Annotated in this window: 15 protein-coding genes and 1 riboswitch; of the genes, 5 read left to right on the top strand and 10 right to left on the bottom strand. The window is 36.0% G+C overall.

Annotated features, from left to right (window positions below):
• Positions 1-37: 37 nt before the first annotated feature.
• Entirely contained in the window at positions 38-1,117 is a 1,080-nt protein-coding gene (serC, locus tag K9N40_00500) for a 3-phosphoserine/phosphohydroxythreonine transaminase (protein ID MCF7812941.1), read from the bottom strand.
• A 23-nt stretch (positions 1,118-1,140) separates the two neighbouring features.
• Positions 1,141-1,311, bottom strand: coding sequence for a hypothetical protein (locus K9N40_00505; protein MCF7812942.1), 171 nt, complete (start codon positions 1,309-1,311; stop codon positions 1,141-1,143).
• Between the two features lie 201 nt (positions 1,312-1,512).
• On the opposite strand from K9N40_00505, the gene K9N40_00510 reads away from it, so the two are divergent.
• Positions 1,513-2,199, top strand: a complete 687-nt coding sequence (locus K9N40_00510; GenBank protein MCF7812943.1) for an epoxyqueuosine reductase — start codon at positions 1,513-1,515, stop codon at positions 2,197-2,199.
• A gap of 30 nt (positions 2,200-2,229) precedes the next feature.
• On the opposite strand, the gene K9N40_00515 is transcribed toward K9N40_00510, so the two are convergent.
• The 3 genes from K9N40_00515 to K9N40_00525 all read right to left on the bottom strand — a co-directional run bounded on the left by K9N40_00515 (position 2,230) and on the right by K9N40_00525 (position 7,106).
• Positions 2,230-3,528, bottom strand: coding sequence for a hypothetical protein (locus K9N40_00515; protein MCF7812944.1), 1,299 nt, complete (start codon positions 3,526-3,528; stop codon positions 2,230-2,232).
• 561 nt (positions 3,529-4,089) lie between these two features.
• Positions 4,090-6,327: a TonB-dependent receptor plug domain-containing protein gene (locus K9N40_00520; protein MCF7812945.1), complete on the bottom strand. Its 2,238-nt coding sequence runs from the start codon at positions 6,325-6,327 to the stop codon at positions 4,090-4,092.
• Positions 6,327-7,106 (bottom strand): ABC transporter ATP-binding protein, encoded by a 780-nt coding sequence (locus K9N40_00525; protein MCF7812946.1) that lies wholly within the window; start codon positions 7,104-7,106, stop codon positions 6,327-6,329. The genes K9N40_00520 and K9N40_00525 overlap by 1 nt, the downstream gene beginning before the upstream one ends.
• A 535-nt stretch (positions 7,107-7,641) precedes the next feature.
• Between K9N40_00525 and K9N40_00530 the strand changes: the two genes are divergently transcribed.
• The 4 genes from K9N40_00530 to K9N40_00545 all read left to right on the top strand — a co-directional run bounded on the left by K9N40_00530 (position 7,642) and on the right by K9N40_00545 (position 10,265).
• A complete protein-coding gene (locus tag K9N40_00530) occupies positions 7,642-8,049 on the top strand; it encodes an Rrf2 family transcriptional regulator (protein ID MCF7812947.1) in 408 nt (135 codons plus the stop codon).
• Between the two features lie 8 nt (positions 8,050-8,057).
• Positions 8,058-9,233, top strand: coding sequence for a cysteine desulfurase (locus K9N40_00535; protein MCF7812948.1), 1,176 nt, complete (start codon positions 8,058-8,060; stop codon positions 9,231-9,233).
• On the top strand, positions 9,233-9,853 hold the full coding sequence (locus K9N40_00540) for an iron-sulfur cluster assembly scaffold protein (GenBank protein ID MCF7812949.1): 621 nt from the start codon (positions 9,233-9,235) through the stop codon (positions 9,851-9,853). Before K9N40_00535 ends, K9N40_00540 begins: the two co-directional genes overlap by 1 nt.
• A gap of 271 nt (positions 9,854-10,124) precedes the next feature.
• Positions 10,125-10,265: a hypothetical protein gene (locus K9N40_00545; GenBank protein ID MCF7812950.1), complete on the top strand. Its 141-nt coding sequence runs from the start codon at positions 10,125-10,127 to the stop codon at positions 10,263-10,265.
• Between the two features lie 231 nt (positions 10,266-10,496).
• On the opposite strand, the gene K9N40_00550 is transcribed toward K9N40_00545, so the two are convergent.
• From K9N40_00550 to K9N40_00570, 5 genes are all read right to left on the bottom strand, one after another.
• On the bottom strand, positions 10,497-11,417 hold the full coding sequence (locus K9N40_00550; protein MCF7812951.1) for an iron ABC transporter permease: 921 nt from the start codon (positions 11,415-11,417) through the stop codon (positions 10,497-10,499).
• A complete protein-coding gene (locus tag K9N40_00555) occupies positions 11,404-12,231 on the bottom strand; it encodes a helical backbone metal receptor (GenBank protein ID MCF7812952.1) in 828 nt (275 codons plus the stop codon). The genes K9N40_00550 and K9N40_00555 overlap by 14 nt, the downstream gene beginning before the upstream one ends.
• Before the next feature lie 97 nt (positions 12,232-12,328).
• Positions 12,329-12,648: riboswitch (cobalamin riboswitch) on the bottom strand.
• Positions 12,649-12,709: 61 nt separating this feature from the next.
• Positions 12,710-13,594, bottom strand: a complete 885-nt coding sequence (locus K9N40_00560) for a hypothetical protein (GenBank protein ID MCF7812953.1) — start codon at positions 13,592-13,594, stop codon at positions 12,710-12,712.
• Between the two features lie 10 nt (positions 13,595-13,604).
• Complete coding sequence (locus K9N40_00565; protein ID MCF7812954.1) at positions 13,605-19,040, bottom strand: protein kinase; 5,436 nt, start codon at positions 19,038-19,040, stop codon at positions 13,605-13,607.
• A 179-nt stretch (positions 19,041-19,219) separates the two neighbouring features.
• A complete protein-coding gene (locus K9N40_00570) occupies positions 19,220-20,023 on the bottom strand; it encodes an Mrp/NBP35 family ATP-binding protein (GenBank protein ID MCF7812955.1) in 804 nt (267 codons plus the stop codon).
• Positions 20,024-20,027: the final 4 nt, after the last annotated feature.

A 20,027-nucleotide genomic window follows, 5' to 3' on the forward strand; every position in this document is an offset into this window, starting at 1 on the left:
GAAAGCCGCCTTTTCCAATTTTATTTGAACATATTTTCTATTTATTTGCCTTTTCAAATTCGTGCATAAATTGAGCAAGATCTTCCACTGCTTTCATTGGCAGAGAATTGTAGATAGAAGCACGGCATCCGCCAACACTTCTGTGTCCTTTCAACCCGATCATACCTTTAGCTTTTGCTTCCGAAATGAATTTCTTTTCCAATTCTTCTGAAGGAAGACGGAAAGGCACATTCATCCAAGATCTATCTTCAGGAACTACGGTTCCGCGATAAAAATCTGAATTGTCGAAAACATCATAGATGATCTTGGCTTTTTGTCTATTGTATTCTGCTCGAGCTTCCAGACCACCTTTATCTTCGATCCATTTTAGAACTTCGCCCACTACATAAATTGCAAAAGCAGGTGGTGTATTGAACATAGAATCTTTTCCAATGTGAGTGTTATAATCGAGCATCGTAGGAAGGCCGCTGTTTTGTTTTTCCATCAAGCTTTTTTTGATAACAACAAAAGTTGCCCCAGCTGGTCCAATATTTTTTTGCGCTCCGCCGTAAATGAGATCATATTTTTTGAAATCGAGGGGTCGGCTGAGGAAATTGGAAGACATATCAGCAATAAGTGGAACACCTTCGGGTACATCAGGATCGATCTTCCATTCTGTTCCGCGAATTGTATTATTTGTAGTAATATGCAGATAGGCAGGATTTTCGGATAGTTCCCAGGTTTTGGGAATGTAAGTAAATTCTTTATCTTGGGACGAGGCAGCGAGATGATATTTTTTCCCAAGTTTTTTTGCTTCTTTCCAGGCTTTGGTAGACCATGCTCCTGTATCGATGTAATTTGCTACTTTATCTTCCGGGCAGAAATTCATCGGAATCATCAAAAATTGTGTGCTGGCTCCACCTTGCAGAAAAAGAGCTACATAATCATCTCCCAAACCCATCAATCTTAAAAGTCTGGCTCTGGCTTCTGTAATTATTTTGTCATATTCCACAGATCTGTGACTCATTTCCATCACGGAAAGTCCCGATCCTTTGTAATCAAACAAATTTTTCTGAACTTCCAATAAAACTTCTTCCGGCAAAACAGCCGGTCCGGCATTGAAGTTGTGAACTCTCATACCTTTTCCCTCCAAATAATTTTTTATGTGTTCAAATCTAAATGACATATTTTAAAGGCAAGTTTTTTTTGTTTCTGGTTGCTGGTTTCTTGTTGCTGGCAAGTCACGGCGTAGCTTTTTTTTACTTCCCTTGCATCAGAGAAGCCGGATTGCTGGTTTCTTGTTGCTGGCAAGTAACGGTGTAGCTTCAGCAAAGCCGGATTTATTGTTGATGAGCGCTGATTCTTTCAAGTTCAATAAAATCATCAAATCACTATTTTGCAGTTTTATTGGAAAGTTACTATTTTTTAGTCCAAAAATTATTTGACTTTCAGTAATCAGTTCAATTTATCGCAAATAAGATTATAATTGTTAATTGGAGATTTTAAAATTTATGAAAAATGTAGTTGGTATTCATGCTTAATTTACAAATTAAGTCTTTTCTAAAAAAACAGGGATTAGATTTTATCCATTTTGTAGATATCTCCAATCTTCCACAAAAACAGAATCAAGTTTTCTCTAATGCTCTTCTTCTGGGAATTGCACTTTCTCCTGAATTCATCAGGATGATCACAGAAATGCCGGATTATGTAGATTTAATGGTGCGAACTGGAAAAGTGAATTCCGATGAATATGTGGAAAAAGAAGCTAAAGTTGATTACCTTGCCGATGAGCTAGCTACATTCTTGATCGAGCAAGGATATAATGCTTATTCACAATCTGAAAATAATTTAGATAAAACCGGATTTTATAATACAAAAACCAAAACTTCACCTCTTCCCCATAAAACCATTGCCGGTTTGGCTGGTTTAGGTTGGATTGGAAAGCATAATTTACTTGTAACTCCAAATTATGGTAGTGCAATTTGTATGTGTACCGTTCTTACCGATGCACCACTTGCTACAGTATCAAAGTCTCCACAGGAATCAAAATGTGGAGATTGTAGTATTTGCATGGAAATTTGTACGCCGAAAGCAATTAAAGGTAATCATTGGAAGATCGATGGCAAAAGAGAAGATCTGGTCGATGTTTTTAAGTGTACTCAATGTTTGAAATGCCTGGTGTTTTGTCCCTGGACGCAGAAATATGCTTTTGGACAATAATTTTGGCAATTAGCATTTAAGCAGATGAAACTATTTTATCAAAATCATTTTACTTGAAGCCGTAACTACTCCATCAACTTTCAATCGATACAAATAAACACCACTTGAAACGGGTTTGCTAGTTTGATCAATTCCTTCCCAAACGACAGTATACTTATTAATTGTTCCTCGTCCTTCGACTGGCTCAGGATGATACAAGCTCGGAACTAATTCATTCACTTTCTGACCCTTTAGATTATAAACTTCAATATTTACATTCTTGGCGTCCTTAGTGATTAGGTTAAAAGTGATTTCAGTAGATGGATTGAAGGGATTGGGGTAATTTGATAATTGGTAATAGGTCACTGGTAATTGGTAATTGGTGATTCCAGTCTCATCAGGCATCAATTTAATATCAGTAGCATAAAGAGCTACTTCATACTCATCTATCAGGTTCTCATTAAAATCGAATTTCTTTACAGTAAAATTCTGTCCCCATTCTCCACCTAAAACGAATAGATTTTCATCATCCGCAGCTACCATTGTTCCACCGGGAGTAAAGGGATTTGCATTGTTATAAATCACAGAAAAATCATCTGCATCATAAGCGAAAAGATTGTAACCAAAACCATCACTAACATAAACGATTTCGTTGGGAGTTTGAGCCAGATTATACGTTACACCACCGATTTCTATAACTTCTGAAATCTCTTCCAGAATCGGATCAAGAATGCAGATCTTGCCACCAATATTTCCCCAATCTCCCCCGCAACTGATGTGGATTTGATCGTTGATCACTTCCAGGAATTGCGGATTGATTTCGGTTGGAATTGTATTTGTTACTGAGAATGTTTGAAGATCGATTATCGAAAGGGTACAATTGGTATAATAGTTGGAATAATCGGTATTTCCTACATAAAGTTTCCCTCCAAAGATCGCCATTCCAGCTGGATTTCCACCAACTTCAACTTCATCGATAACTTCATCCAAACTCAGATCGATCTTATAAACTTTGTTACTTAATCCACCACTCACATAAGCAAAATCTTCATTCAAAAAAATGTCATACGGATTGGTGGAAAGTCCGATGAAAATTACCGTTTCCGTATTTCCAGTTTGCAGATTTATCTTCTGAATATTGTTATCACCGGAATTCACAACATAGGCAAATTCCTGCGTCAATGCAACACGATTCGGCATCGAACCAAGCACGCTGAAAGCATTATCAATCTCTCCTGTTTCAAAATCGATCCTGGAAAGTGTTTCACTGCCGGAATTTACAACGAAACCGATTGTGCTCCATAGATTTATGGCAAATATTAACACTAAAATTGCTAAACTTTTTTTCATTAAATTTTCTCCGTGTTTTTACTCATCCTTGCTATTTCCTTCTCTTCAGCGTAAACTTGAAAAGAAGGAACATAAGAACAGCAAGGAGATATTGTTTTTCACCTTGTGCTCGATCAAGCGTGATCGAGATACAACTTCTTTCTGGTTCCTGAACTCCAACCCAATTTCTCGTTCCTAAACCTGCTTGCCAGTTCGTAGTCCCGATTTCTCGGGATGAAGACTGGTTTGGGAACGCAATTTCACACCGAAACTCCCTTTTCGAGATTTCTCTCGATCTGGCAGATCGAGCTGAACCGCTTCCCGCTACTAAACACTTTTAAACTGCTATATACGAATCTCGTCATCCTGACGTCTCTTATAGCTTTACTTTGGAAGGATCTCGTGCAATTCTTCCAGCTTTACTCCTCGATATTCGAAGAGATTCTTCAAGCCTGTACCGGCGAAGTCGTACGAAGCCGTAAGAACAACGTGCATGATACGTCAGGAAGACGACTTCTTACCCTTTTTCTCAAAGTCACAAAGTCACAAAGCCTCACGTTCTCTCCTCTCTTTTCTCACTTCTCACTTCTTATCAAATTCCCACTTCACACCCACATTCACATCCCAGTTAAAGCCCGGTTGCGGAATGTAGCGATACACTTCATACATTTTATTCAAAATATTATTTGCTCGCGCTCCAACTGAAAACTGCAAACCAATCATTTCAAAATTATAACTTAAGCTGGAATTCAGCAAATTATAAGCTGAAATAAATTGCTTATCAGATTGCTGATCCATTGTGTAGTTCTGCTTTCCAACATATTTCCAGGAAAGTGAACCAAACAAATTTTCATATTCAATTTTCGCTTTCAGGTTTATTTTTTTTTCTGGAGTGTAAATCAATTTTTCATTGTAAAGATCAGAATTCTCGGTTTTATTTCTGGCATCCACAAAACTGTAAATTCCATTGAACGTCACAAACTTGGAAAGCTTGTATTCAGCTTCGAAATTCCAGGTTGAAATTTCTACTTTTTCAATATTTTGCGGCTTCCATTTACTATTAAATTCCAAAAACCAGACGATCATATCTTCCAGCTTATCTTGGCGATATGTTATTTTAATAAAATGCTTCTGCCAATCTATTTTTCCGAAAATCTGCCAGCTTAGAGATTTTTCTTTTTTCAGATCAGGATTACCGGCAGTTTGAGTATCACCTTTCCAATATAAGTTGAGAAAAGAAGGATAAGTAAAACCATTGGAAACACTTCCTCCCAAAATTATGTCAAAAAGCGTCTGATATGTGTATTCAGGAGCAATGTTCCAACTTGTAAATTCTTTGAACTGGTTGGACTGATCCCATCGGGCAGAACCAGTTAATTTCCAGATAGAAGGATAGATTTCTCTATCCAAATTTGTTTGAGCAAAAGCACCGTAATTTTGCAGAGTTTTCTGCGAGATTGAATTATCTGGTTGCAGTTTATCTTTGTAGTTGAATTGTTCATTTTTGTAATCTAATCCGTATTCAAAAAAGAATCCTGGTTGTACATATTCAATGTAGATTTTTGCACTGTTTACAGCTTGCTTGGTTGTGCTTAAAGCTCTGTAAAGTGGAGTGTTGTAAAGCGAATCTAAGCGAGTATTATCGTACGTTGATTCTTCTTGTGAATAAAATAGATCAGCTTTTAAAAGATAATTTTTCATCGGCTTGGAAAGCTTTACAAAATTTCGCCAGATTTGTCCAGTCGTTCGACTATTTTTGAAATAATCTGGATTGATAATAGTACCGGGGAGCTTCTTGAAATAATCTTGGAAGATCAGTTTATAATCTACGTTTACAATTTTATTAATATTTAACACATTAAGATTGAGATCATAGATTTCTTTATCATTAAATTTTCTAGTTTCATACTTATCCGGTACATTCCATTCTTCCGGAATTTTATATTTAAAATCATTGCGTGAAAAACTTTTAGACAGGAAAAAACTAACGTTCCAATTTTTTACAGTTCGAACTAAATTAACCGAATGTTTATCCAAACCAAATGAACCGAAAGTATGTTTATAGGAAGCTGAAGCTTTGCTGAACTCTTGTTTGGTGTTGATATTGATAACCAAACCCATATTTCCGTTTCCGCTGTTTTTTCCGATTTCAATTTTATCGATGATTTCAACCGGAATGGAAGCAATATCAAAAGCTTCACCGCTTTTATTAAGAGGAATTCCATCCAGCATCACCAATGTGTGCCGGGGATCAAATCCTGGTAGAGAAACTGATTGGGTTTCGCCTGTTAATGCAGTTCCATTAATCTGTAGATCAGCTCTTTCGGAAATAATATCAGCAGCATTTGAGTAATTACTTTTTTCATCAATTTCTAATGTTATCTTTTCAGCTGAAAGCAGCAATTCCGAATTAGTTAAACTACCTGAAACTTTGTAGCCAGAAACTGAGATCGTCTCTATTGAAAGAGTAATCAAAGCAGGAAGATCAGCAGCGAAATATGTTTGATCTCGATAGCCGATCAAATGAATTCTTATCCTATCTTTTTCATTAACATCCTTTAAAAAGAATTCACCGTTTTTATTGGAAATCACCATTTTTTCTGTATTAGAAAATACAGCATTCTGCAGAGGTTCATTTTTTTCGTTAACTATTTTTCCTGAAATATCCAAAGCATTTAAGGGAATTATCAGCAGGAAAAGTACAACTATTATAAATTTGAATCTTAATTTGTTTTTATGAAAAACCCCTCTCCGATTAAAGTCGCTTCTCCTCTTTTCAGCCAAGAAAGTTGGTAAAAAATTTTTATGCTTTTTTTTCATTATCTTCCTTTATAAATTAAATTCGGTTTGCCCGAAACAGGATTAGAAATAACTTCCAGATCGGCATCATAAACCTGCTTTAAAGTGCTTTGATTTATTATGTTTTCCGATTTACCGTCAGCTATTATTTTACCTTGTTTCATCATAACAATCCTATCGCAGTATTCTGAAGAAAGATTGATGTTGTGTGAAACCAGAATAATAAGTTTTCCTTCTTCCCGATTAATTTCGGAAAGAATTTGCATTATTTCCAATTGATGATTTATATCCAGATTTGCAAAAGCTTCATCCAGCAGCAATATTTCTGTCTGCTGAGCCAAAGCCCTTGCTATAAGAACGCGTCTTCGTTCTCCTCCACTAAGTTGGGAATATAGCTCATTCTTCATAGCAGATAAATCAAGTTTTTCAAGAATATCGCGAACAATATTTTTATCCTGCAAACTGTATTTCTGCCAGAATCCTAAGTAGGGAAAACGACCCATCAAAACTAATTCTTCCACACTGTAATCAAATTGCAACTGGTTATCTTGCGGGATCAAAGAGATTGATTTTGCTAATTCTTCAGATTTCCAGTTTGTTAATTTTTTTCCCTGAATTAATATCTCACCAAATTGGGGTTTCAGATAACCGATCAGGCTTTTTAAAAATGTTGATTTACCACCTCCGTTGGGTCCTAAAAGCGCGCAGAACTCTCCTGCAAAGAAGCTGATATTAAGATCTTCGATCACTCTTTTATTCTGGTAACCCAGAGTTAAATTATTTATATCTATTATTTTCATATTACCTTCTTATGAATTAATCTTATCGATAATATCGTTTTTCAGTTCTTAACTAATGCTATGCATTGAGTCAATTCCTGAATCAATCTGAAATCTTAAATCTTTGATCGTAAATCTGAAATGATTTTTTCATTTCTTATACAAAACCCCTCAACGGCTAAGCCGTATCTCTTCTTCAAAAAGTGAGCACTTTGGATTATTCAATTCTTCATTTCCTTTTTCTTCCCCTGTATATGTTGCTTTTGCTCTGCAAAACAGGACTTTACATCAGCCTTTTCTCAAGAGGAAATTTTCTGTTGCTCTTGCAACTTTGCTTTCTCAGAACAAAAGGGTTTTTTCTTTCAAAACCCTTATTCTTCCTTCGTCAGACAGCTTGTTTTAAATGATAAATTGGAATTTTGATAAAACCCCTCTGAGAAACTTCGTTTCCCGTCTCCCCTTAACAAGGGAGAAATTTGGAATTTTTGAGTAATTAATCAAAAACTATTTGCCAATTCATACTAATTTTATATGTTATCTCTCAAGGAGATGAGAAATGCATATTTCAACGAAAACCGAATATGCCGTAAGAGCACTTTCAGAGCTGGCTATTAGTTCTGGAAAAGACCCGGTTTCTATTTCTCATATTTGTGAAAATCAGAAACTTCCCCGCAAATATGTGGAACAACTTTTCCGAAAACTTAAAAAGAGTGAATTAGTTTCCAGCAAACATGGTGCGATGGGTGGCTATATTTTGAACAAACCGATTCGAGACATTTCTCTTCAAGATATTATGGAAGCGGTAGATGAGAGTTACGTGAAAACATTCTGTACTGAAGAAAATCATAAACCTCACTGCATCGGTTGGCCATGCGGTTTTCATCAACTTTGGGATGAGATAAAGGAACATTTGGACAGCTATTTTGATTCGATCAAACTCGATCAGATAATAGCGAAATTATAGGAGCAAATGTGAAAAAATATTATTTTGATAACTGTAAAACTACCCAACCTGCACCAGAAGTCATTGATGCGATGCTGCCGTATTTGAAGGAAAAATTCATCTTTCCAGCAAATTTCGTTTTTGGAGGTAGCACTGCATCTCAAGAATTGGAAGATTTTAAGAAAACTATAGCAGACTCGATCGGAGCTAAATCTGAAGAAATACATTTTACAGCCAGTGGCACACTTGCCAATAATATTGCCATCAAAGGATTCTTGAGCGAAAATGCTAAAGACGGAACTCATATCATTGTTTCTGTTATCGATTATCCTGATCTGCTTACTAACGCAGCTTTCTTCGAAAAAAGCGGTTTTGATGTTACATATCTGCAATCTAATTCGGAAGGAATGATCGATCTTGAGCAACTAAAAAATTCTATTCGTGAAGATACAATTATGATGATGACAACTTTTGTTAATCACACAGTAGGGTCCATTCAACCGATCAAGAAAATCCGAGAAATCCTTAATTCAGCTGATCATAAAATTGCTCTTCACGTAGATGCAGGCCAGGCTTATGGCAAGATTCCTATCGATGTAAATGAACTTGGAATCGATCTGATGAGTATCAGCGGTCACAAAATTCATGGTCCGCAGGGAGTGGGAGCACTTTTTCAGCGAAAGGGAATCGTTCTTGGACCGGTTGTTCACGGAATTAATCGCCTGGATAATCATCAAACCGGAGCTGTCAGCATGTCAAACATTGCTGGTTTTGCCAAAGCTGTAGAGATAAATTTTGCAAATTTTGAGAGCAATGTGAACAAGTTGCGAGAACTTTCCAACTATCTTATGAAAAAGATTGAAGATACAATTCCCCACACACTTTTAAACGGACCACGTGGTGATAATCGTGCACCTCACAATGTGAATATTTCTTTCGATTTCATTGAAGGAGAAGCAATTATGTTGATGATGGACATGGCTGGAATTTCCGTGGCAACCGGAAGTGCTTGTGCTTCGCAGGGTTTAAAGGCAAATTACATTTTAATGGCTATGGGCAGAAATCATGAGCAATCGCACAGTTCAATGAAATTTACATTGAGCAGATATAATACGAAAGACGAAATTGATGAAACAGTGGAGAAACTAGCTGAGATCGTACAGGAACTCAGGCGTAGAAGTCCACTTTATAACGAGGAGAAATAATGCAATATTCCCAGAAAGTTTTAGATCATTTTATGAAGCCGCACAACATTGGAAAAATTGAAAACCCAGATGCAGAAGCAACAGAAGGCAGTCCAGCTTGTGGAGACCAGGTTTCTATTCAGTTAAAGGTAAATCCTGAAACACAGATTATTGAAGATATAAAATTTCAATCTTACGGCTGTGCTTCCAACATTGCTACGGGTTCGATAATCACGGACATGGCAAAAGGAAGGACTCTGGCTGAAGCTAAAGAGATCACCTGGAAAGAAGCTGCTGATGAATTGGATGGCTTGCCACCAGTTAAAATGCATTGTTCAGTTTTAGCTGTAGATACACTTCGCAAAGCCATCAAAGATTACGAAGTGAAACATAAACTTTCAGAAGCTGACAAGTTCAACAAAGATACCATCGTGGAAGAGCTCAAGAAGGTCATCTATCCAAAAGTAGGAGAAGATATTGTCAGCCTGAAGATGGTGAAATACGCCGGATTTGAAGATGGTGTAGCTATTATCGATCTGGAAATTCCCAAGTTCGATAAATATCGAGATAACGTTGCAGAAGAAATTCAGGAACATCTGGAGAAATTTAAAGAAATTAAAGATATCAAAATAACGATGTAGTTCTTTCTCGATCAGGAGTGATCGAGATACACGTTTTCTTTTCTCGATCAGGAGTGATCGTGATACACGTTTTCTTTTCTCGATCAGAAGTGATCGAGATATACGTTTTCTTTTCTCGATCAGGAGTGATCGAGATACACGTTTTCTTTTCTCGATCAGGAGTGATCGAGATATATTTTTTCTCGACCAAGCTGGTCGAGTTACTATTAATTTCTCGTTCCTAAACCTGCCTGCCAGTTCGTAGTCCCGATTTCTTGGGACGAAGACTGGTTTGGGAACGCAATTTCACAACGAAACTCTGTTTCGAGATTCTTTACAAAATATCGTCATCCTGCTTGCCCTGTGGAATGCAGCTTTGCTGCTGGCTTTTCCAATTCCACCGGGCGGGCCAAGCCGACTTGTCATGCCGTAGCCAATGACGTAGGCCGAAGCTGAGCGAAGGCTGGACGTCTCTTATAGCTTTGCTCCTGGATGTTGTAATTGAGATTCTTCAAAAGAACAACCATTGTTAGAATTTTTCAGATTGACGGGATACTTGTTACTTTATCTCATCCATTTCTATGCAAATTTAAAGAACTATTTATCTACTCGATCAAGAGTGATCGAGATACACGTTTTCTTTCCTCGATCAGGAGTGATCGAGCTACTTTCTTGCTAAAATAAATATAAAGAACGGGCAACCGATGAAAGCTGTGATAACTCCTACTGGTAATTCAATCGGAGCTATGTTTTTGGCAATCAGATCGCAGATGATGAGTAGAAAAGCTCCAGCAAAAGCTGAAACTATCATCACATATCGCTTATTACCTCTGGCTAAAATCCTGACCATGTGAGGAACTACCAATCCTACAAAACCGATAATTCCTGCATACGAAACTGTGATCCCGGTAAGTAAAGAACTGATTATGAAAATTTTTCGTCTCAGTTTCTTAACTTCCAACCCCAGACTGGTAGCTACCAGATCACCGGTACTCATTATTGTAAGTTTATGAGAAAGCAGAAATAGATAGATCATTAACAAAATCGAAATAACAAAGATGATCAGAAAATAGCTCCATTCACTGCGACTGAAAATCCTGCCCAGGTTTCCCATAAGCACATTTATAATATTTCCTATTTCCTGCAGATTCAGATACATCAAAAGTGATATTACAGCCGAAAAAAACATACCAACAATAATTCCAGATAGAAGCAGTTTTATGCTGTTGAATTCACCTCCCAAATGTGCCAAACCCCAAACTATGAACATCGTAACAAGTGCACCAGCAAAACCGAAAATTGGCATCAGGATAAATACACCAGTAACAACAGCTAAAATACTGCCGAAAGCTGCTCCGGACGAAATTCCTAAAATATATGGTTCTGCTAAAGGATTATCCAGCATCATCTGGAACGTATGGCCAACTCCTGCCAAAATGAAACCAGTAAGAAAAGTTAACATTATGCGCGGCAGACGTACAGAAAAAATGATATGATCGCTCGGATTTCCAATCTTCAAATAAAACAATATCAGAAAAGCAAAAAGCACCGCAAAGATTAGAATTAACCAGTTATTTTTCTTCATTGAAAACCTTCTGAATCTCTTTGACACCATTTATCATTCGCGGAGAAGCTCGTAATATTAGATTGGGATCAATCTGATTAATATCATAAATTCTATTACTCTTCACCGCATCCAACACTTGCCAACCCTTACGGTTTTTTATATTTTCTGCTGTCATTCCAGGATATGTAAGAATGATAATCTCAGGATTTGCTTCGATCACTTTTTCGGGATTGATACGGCTGTAATCTCGAGGAAGTGTTGGGAAAATATTTTTTCCTCCAGCTAGGTTTATGAGTTGTCCGACAAACGAGCTGTCACTCACACTCATTATCGGATCACCGTAAATCTCTATATAAACTTTGGGATTCTTTTTTAGTTTCGGTATACTTGCAATTTCTGTTTTCAAGCTATCAACTACAAATTCAGCACGCGTTTCTTTTTCGATCAAATTCCCGATTCTAACAATTGAATCCAGCATTTCTGAGATGGAGTGAGAATGGATCTTTTCCGTTGAAATATCTAATTTTTTCAATTCTTCTGCCAAAGCATCCTGCTCCAAACCAGCAGTAAAAACTAGAGAAGGATTAAGGTTAAGAATCTTTTCGAAATCAATTTTGCCAAAATTACCTATGATCTGCTTTTGCTGAAGATAGACTGGATAATCACATTCAGAAGTAATTCCCACAATATTTTCCGCACCTTCGAAAAGACAGATAATCTCTGCCACTTCTGGTGAAGTAACCACATATCGTTTTTCTGAATGAACAGTTTGTTTGGAATTACAACCGAATATAATCGCGATTACAATAACAATCACCAGTTTTTTCTTCAGCATAAAAAAATCCTTTTACTTATTCAGCAGCAAAACGGCTAAAGAAATAAAAGGATACCAACAACTTATATTACGAAATTCTATTGCTCCGGAAATCGTAAAACTAAGCGTTGATGGCAGGTTTCCTGGCTTGCAGATCGAATATTGTTCAAGCCTTCCCATGCAAAAATGCTGCAAAGTGACTGGAACTCGAATATTTAACAATAAACAAACTAGCTCCCCTTTGAAGGGGAGAAAGTTCCGATTCATCGGAACAGAGGGGTTTCGGTAATTTTAATTAACCCCCTTTAATTCCCCCTTAAAAAGGGGGACTAAAGTCCGTTGCTAAAACTTCTGCTTACAGTGGCGGAGACCGCTCCCGATTTTCACGGGATTCCCTCTTCAAATAAATCTCGCACCATCAAGCTGCACTCTATTGGGTTTATTTATTTATTGGATATATTTGTGTCAAGGTGTAAGAAAATTAATCATACTGTGATCAATTATTCTTCAAATGTTGAGCGATAAAATCTTTCATTAAGAAAAGATCTTTGGTGCTAAAACATTTCACATCTGTTTCCGATTTTTTTTCTGTAAGCAAGATAACTGTTTTGCCCAAAACAGCAAAAAGATCGGCAATATCAGTTTTATCAGTAATAAAAAGATCTGCTGAACTGGCTAACAAGAAAAGTTCATAAAGATCCTTTCTTTTTATTGGATCAATATTTATCAGATCTTTTGTATTTATCATTTTATCACTCAGATATAGATTTGCAGAAAAGTTCTGCTTGTACATTTTTATCAAGCCTTCCAGATTCCTGGTGGAATAGTTTTCTGAAATTTCCAGAACAAAATTTGGAAACCGATTTTGAACAAAACGTTGCTTTGTAGCAACAATTTCCTGATTAGAAATCGGCAACTTAAGATTTTGTTTAGTGACTTTAAGACTGTAAAATTCACAAAATCTTTCAAATAGTTCTAATGAATTTTTTGCTGCTGGCAAAAACTGCATATTCGATTCATTATTTATGTCAATTATAGTAGAATCATTACACCTTTTCAGGAAAGAATAAACAGCTCTTTCATCAGCAAAATTCATAATAACAGCTTCATTTATAATTGGTTGTTCTTTATCAAAAACTCTAAATTTAATTTTATTTTCCAATGCAAACCTGGTAAAAAGATTGAAGGCAAACTGATCGATGAAGAAAATAATTTCTTTAAATTCTTTTTGCAATCCAACTACATTATTTAGAATATTGAAATTCTCGAAATGATCTTTGGCCAAAAAAATAACCAGTTTATCCCGATTGCGCATTATCCTACTGAAATTATGAGGTTTCGGCTTTTTATTTTTTCCAAATATTCTACTTAAAAATCCCATTTATCTTCCTTTAATAAGGTAAGGCTACAAATACAGTTGTACCTTCATGTTCTTTACTGTTAATCCAGATCTTTCCATTATGAAGTTCCACGATTAGTTTTACAATGGAAAGTCCCAAACCCAAGCCGCTGGATTTAAATTCCACAAACCCAGATTTGTGCGAGATTATATCACCCAATTCATAAAACTTCTCAAAAATCTTACTCAGTTCATTTTCCGGGATTCCAATTCCGTTATCTTGAATGTAAATTACAACGCTCTCATTTCCTTCCACTTCTTCCTGTTGGAATGCAGAGCTGCGAGCACCCAGAGTTATAGTTCCAAAATCTTTGGTGAAACGCACTGAATTTATCAGAATATGTTTTATCATGCATTTAAACGCTTCCAGATTTAATGAAACTTGAGGAAGGTTTTCCTGAAATTCCATTCGGAAATTCATATGACGTTCAGTAGAGATCTTTTCCATATCGTTGATCATTTCCTGGAAAACTGATTTCAAGGAAACTTTCTGCTTATCGAGTTTATTGGAAAGCTGATATTTATTGAAATTAAGAAGATCATTTACCAAGCTTTTCAATTTGAGGATACTATCTCTTGTTTTAGAAATATTTTCACTTTCAGCTTCCGGCAATTCTTTTACATTTATGTTTTTCAGATAACCTTGAATGGCAGAAATTGGAGTGTTCAGTTCATGAGAAGCAATATTTATAAATTCTTTTTTGATCGTATCAAGTGAACTGATCTCCTGGTTTTTGAACATCAGATTTTCGTATTGCATGGCATTTTTGAAAGCCACAGAGATCTGAATAAGAAGAAGCTTCATGAATTCAGGATTGATCTTCATCGTACCCTTTGAAGAATTAAAATCATCAATATACAAATAACCTTGAATTTCTCCATCTACGATGATCGGCGCACAATATACAGAAAAGGCAGAACCAGTATGATCGATATAACTTTCAAAGATCTTGTTATCCAACACATTCTCGATGAAAACCGGCTGCTTCATCTGCTGAACTTCAATAAGAATGGTTTTACTGATGTATGCATAACTCTTTAGAAGTTGTTTGGAATCATCCAGTGCAACTTTATACACATAATTTTCGTATTTATCTTTTTTTATCAGGAACCCGCGTGAACCACCTGCAAAATCTACTGCGAAGGAAACGATCTCCTGCTCCAGTCTATTCACGTTCAAGATAGAGAAGAAACTACGAGTGATCTGAACAAGTTTGCTCATCAATTCCATATCATTGTTCAGAGCTGCAAATTCATTTATCCGCAGCATGATGGAAGTAAGATGAAGGCGCAGTATCTTTAAAATATTCTTCTCTTCTTCCTGAAATGGAATTTCGCCACTATCCGCCAAGATCAGGCAGCCAACTTCTGCTGTTTTAATCTTGAGAGGGACAAAGATAACATGATTCTGATTTAGCTTGCGCTGCAGGATCGTATTTTTTTCGATACAACTTTTTATGTATCTAAAGTATTTCTTGGAATAAAGCCTGGAAAGTTCAAAATCGGCATTAATGAAAGGTTTCTTTTGATTTTCAAACTCATCTTTTAACACAATAGAATAGAAGGCGGGAGAGAATAATTTTTGGATTGTTTTGTCGATGAGAAATTTCATTCTGGTAAGTTCTCGCAGCTTCAATATATCAAAAAGCTCTTCCTGCCATTTATCGCTGTCGGTACTCATGCGTTTTACTATTTTTGCTGTTCTCAAACCTTTAAAGTTATCCAGATAATATTTCTTTTTCTTGAAAAATTTAGCCTTGTCATAATCCGGCAGACCAACAACAGCTTCTTCCACTTTTTGTTTGAAGAAAGTAAAATACTTCTCAGCTTCTTCTGAGATATTGAGATGCGAATAAATTTGAATTATAAGTTCATAAACTTCAATTTCCAAAAGGAAAAGCCTGTTATCTTTCAAAAAAGGGATAAGTTCCAGAAGTTTTCTTAAAATTGGTCGCAAACTTACAGTTTCATCCAGAAGTTGGATCTTTATCCTGTTTATATCTAAAACTGTATCCCAATAACGAAAATTGTGTTTTGAGCATAAAGATTCAGCTTTTTTACAAAGTTCATACGCTTTGTGATGATCTTCCAAGGCTACATAACATTGCACCATTCGCAGATAATTTATCGTGAGTGCATAATCGCTTTCATTTTCTTTGGAATAGTTGAAAGCTAATTCCAGTTTAGAGAAAGCTTCATCGTATTTATTGGTTTTAAGGCGCAGAAATCCCAGCATCTGATAATAAAATTCTTGCTGCATATTTTCCAGGAATAGCTCTTCATATTTCTGCAATAGATCTTCTATCCTATTATAATCTCCAATTTCATAGAGATAATAAAAATACGTTTTTGTGAGTGGAGTTATTTCGTAGATATTTCCTCTTGTAATGTCTGGTACATTTTCTTTGATAAAATCATAATAATAGGAGAAATTATTTATTTTGCTTTTAGAAATTGCCAAGTTATTAATTATGGAATTCATAAAGGGTTTTGTTTCCAATTCTTTAGTAAGTTTAAGAGCATCATATAGATAAGTTTCAGCTACATTGAATAATCCAAGTTTTATATATGCTTCACCATGGTTCAATAAACCTTGAACGCGAACCCGTTTACACCCTGCCTGGCTGCAAACTCTCAGTGCTTTTCTGAAATATTCGAATGCTTTAGTTGTATCACCTTTTATAAGAGCAATATCACCGATATTGTTATAGCTAATTCCCAGCTTTCTCTTGTAATTAACTTTTTCCCAGATCTTACGAGCTGCTTCAAAATTTTTATCGGCTTCATCCAGGAATTTCTTCTTGTGATAGAGCAGACCTAAAATATTATGCAGATTTCCCAACCTGATAAAATAATTCGGATCATTTTCGGTTTTTATGTTGGGCAGGAAATCTTCGGATACCTGGATTCCTTCATCTAGAGCTCCACTAAAACCAAGATACAAACTTTTGTATGTTATAAATTGCAGCATCAATTCCTGAGATAGTTCATAATTACCCAACTCATCGATGCATTTTTTCATTTCATCCATCTTGCCTTGCAAAAAATAAACATAAGAAAGTTTTAACAGGATATAGATGCGATAATACCCTGTCATAGAAATTTTTAGAGCTTTTTCCAATCTTCTTTGTGCATAAGAATACTTCTCGGCAACATAATAGAAAATTCCGATAATCAGATGCTTTTCAGCAATTTCGGGCATATTCATTACAAGTTTTTTCAGGGAAGCAGAAATATTTTCGATAGTAGTCCATTCTGATTTATCCAGAAGAAGTTTAAGATCTTGTTTCAGTTCGGTGGAACTGATTTCAATTTTTTTTGAAAAATCTAATTCTACGATTTCGCTGATAATATTGAATGCTTCTTCCTGAATACCTTTCTCGGAATAAAGATCAATAAGAAGTAATTTATATTTTCGAACCATGCGGAAATTATTTATACTTTCGGCATGTACAATTACACCTTTTGCAATCGAAATCAAAGAGATATTAACAGAATCAAAGAATTTCAGAACCTGCCGGGAAAGCTCGTTTCTTCGTTTTACTTTGCACTCCGATTTTAAGATCGCACGAATTTCTCGAAAAGTGATATAATAAAATTCATTTTGTTTATAGAGCAGCTCGTTATCCAAAGCTTCTTTCAGGAAGAAAAACAACTCTTTATCATCAATTTTCAAGAGGAACTTTAGAATATCATTTGCTACAGGAATTTCTAACGCAGCAATCTCGGCAAGATACTTTCTGCTGGTTGCTGAAAGCTGATCGACCCTTTTTTCGATCGCTTCATAAATTTCATTTGGTAGTTTATATTTTTCCAGATCTATCTTAAAATTGAAATTTTCTTTATACCAGAATTTCTTTTTATAAGTAAGATCAATCAATATTTTTTCTATGAAAAGAGGGTTTCCAAATGATCTTTCCCAAAGTTTTTCCGCAAATTTTGTGGGAGGTTCTTCTCGTAACAAACGATTTACATAGGTTTTGGTCTCAGCGATATTCAAGGGATCGATCTTTATGCGAACAGAATGGATCAAGCCTTCCAATTTCCGAGGATCATTTGTACTCAAAATTATCAGGATCCTCCGATCGGGAACTTCCCTCGTTATATAATTTACAAATTCAAATACTTCCTTTGGCAGTAATTGAGCAGCTCTGATTATGAAGATAAGAGGTTTAGTTTCGGAAAGATGATAAATAAATTTGGAAGCAGATTGGAAATCAAGTTCCAACTGTTCTTTATTCTGCTCTATTTTAATCGATCTTTCCTCAGATTCGAATAGATATTCTTTAAATTTGTTAGAAATATTTGCCAGATCGGAAGCCAGCTGACTGTCTCGATCTACAGCATTGTAAAATTCTTTTATCAGAGCAAAAAATGGGTCTACTCTTTCGGGACTGCATTCATAATCGAAAATATAATATTTATCAGTGAGAAGATGATAACGGAACAGGGTCAGAACGTTGTTTTTACCCAAACCTTTGCCAGCAGAAAGAGAGATTATTTTTCCATTTCCCCTTTCCATGATGGGAACATAATCCAGAAGCTGATGAGCATAATTTTCTCGAACAATGTAATCACTGAATTGTATCATATTCACGATCGATAAACGACGAGAATAGGGATATTTTTTTACTTGAATTGCATTTACATGCGAAATGATTCCTTCCACATTCTGGAAACGATCCTGCGGATCTTTTTCCAATAATTTCAGGATCAATTGCTCCAATCCTTCAGGAATATCAGGATTTAATTCACGAGGAAATTTAGGAAAAAGATTGTGTTGATCACCAGCCATAATCGCTGAAATCTGCTCTACGGTGTAGGGCAAAGTTCCGGTTGTCATTTTATAGAGTATCGCTCCCAGGGAGTAAAAGTCACTCTGAGTTACAGCGTCTTTTCCCAGATAAACTTCTGGAGCAATGTAAGGCAGCACTTTTCCAACTTTCTGGCTGCCTCGTTCCACATCGATCTTGGTAAATCCATAATCCATAACCTTGAGAACAGGTCGATTGTTTTTGATGCGATAAACCACATTTTCCGGTTTAAGATCGTGATGAATTATATTCTGACTATGCAGAGAACTGAGTGCATAACATATCTGTACGATAATATCATACAACAGATCCAGATTGGTTTTTTTGAATTTGAAGGAAGTGAGGGTTTTTCCTTTGAAGTATTCACTGAGATAATAAACATGCTTTCCAAAATTACCGAAATTGGAAACATGAATAAGATTAGGATGCTGGATCTTGGTAATATGATGCATATTTTCAGCAGAAAATTTTTCATACAAACTTTCCGAATCGAGCATCTGGAATAGTTTGAGTGCATAAATTTCATTATCTCGCAGATCTTCTACTTTATAAACGGTAGCCCAAAGACCGGCACCTAATTTCTTGATAACTTTGTATCTGGAATCTATTATCATTTCATCCTCACTTCATATAAAACAAACACTAAAATTTAATAAGTTACAATAAAGAATCATTAATTTCATTGTCAAGTACAGCAAGCTAATTGTTCGAATAAATTTTTCGTTCGAAACTGAAAAAGCCCTGAAAGATATTTTTTGTATTCAATCTTTCAGGGCAATATTCTGGAATATATTTAACTTAATTTCTTTATAACTTTATCTACAATTTTCTGGAATTCTTTGGCAGAAGCGCTGTCCTTCCAATCTGCCATAAACGATCTACCGCTATCACCAGATTTCACCACGTTCGTATCGATAGGGATTTTCCCTAAAATATCGATGTTGAAATCTTTGGCAGCTTTCTGAACACCTAAACCCTGGAAAATATCAATTTCTTTATTGCAATGCGGACACAAAAATGTACTCATATTTTCGATAATTCCCATTACAGGAACGTTCATTTTCTGTGAAAATTTTATTGTTTTTCTAGCATCCAGAAGTGCAATATCCTGAGGTGTGGAAACGATTAAAGAGCCATCGACATTCTTTAGTGTTTGAACAATGCTGAGCGGTTCATCACCGGTTCCGGGAGGAGAGTCTATAATAAGATAATCCAACTCGGGCCACTGGATATCCTGCAGAAATTGTTTTATCGCTCCAATTTTCAAGGGTCCTCTCCAGATTATCGGTTCATCGGGATTTTCTAATAGAGTTGCAATGGACATCGCCCAAAAGTTTTCTTTTACTTTTATCGGCAAGGGACGATCACCTTTTTCCGGTGGTGTAAGTCTTCTATCTTCGATTCCCAGCATTTTAGCAATCGATGGCCCGTGAATATCAACATCCAGGATTCCTACTTTTTTGCCTTGCATTGCCAAACCATGTGCTACATTTACCGAAACTGTGCTCTTTCCTACTCCACCTTTGCCACTGATTACAATTAGTTTATGTTTGATCTTCTTCAGATTCTCTTCTAATCTCTTTTCAGCCTGCATCATCTTT

It is taken from the genome of Candidatus Cloacimonadota bacterium (assembly GCA_021734245.1).
GTDB lineage: Bacteria > Cloacimonadota > Cloacimonadia > Cloacimonadales > TCS61 > B137-G9.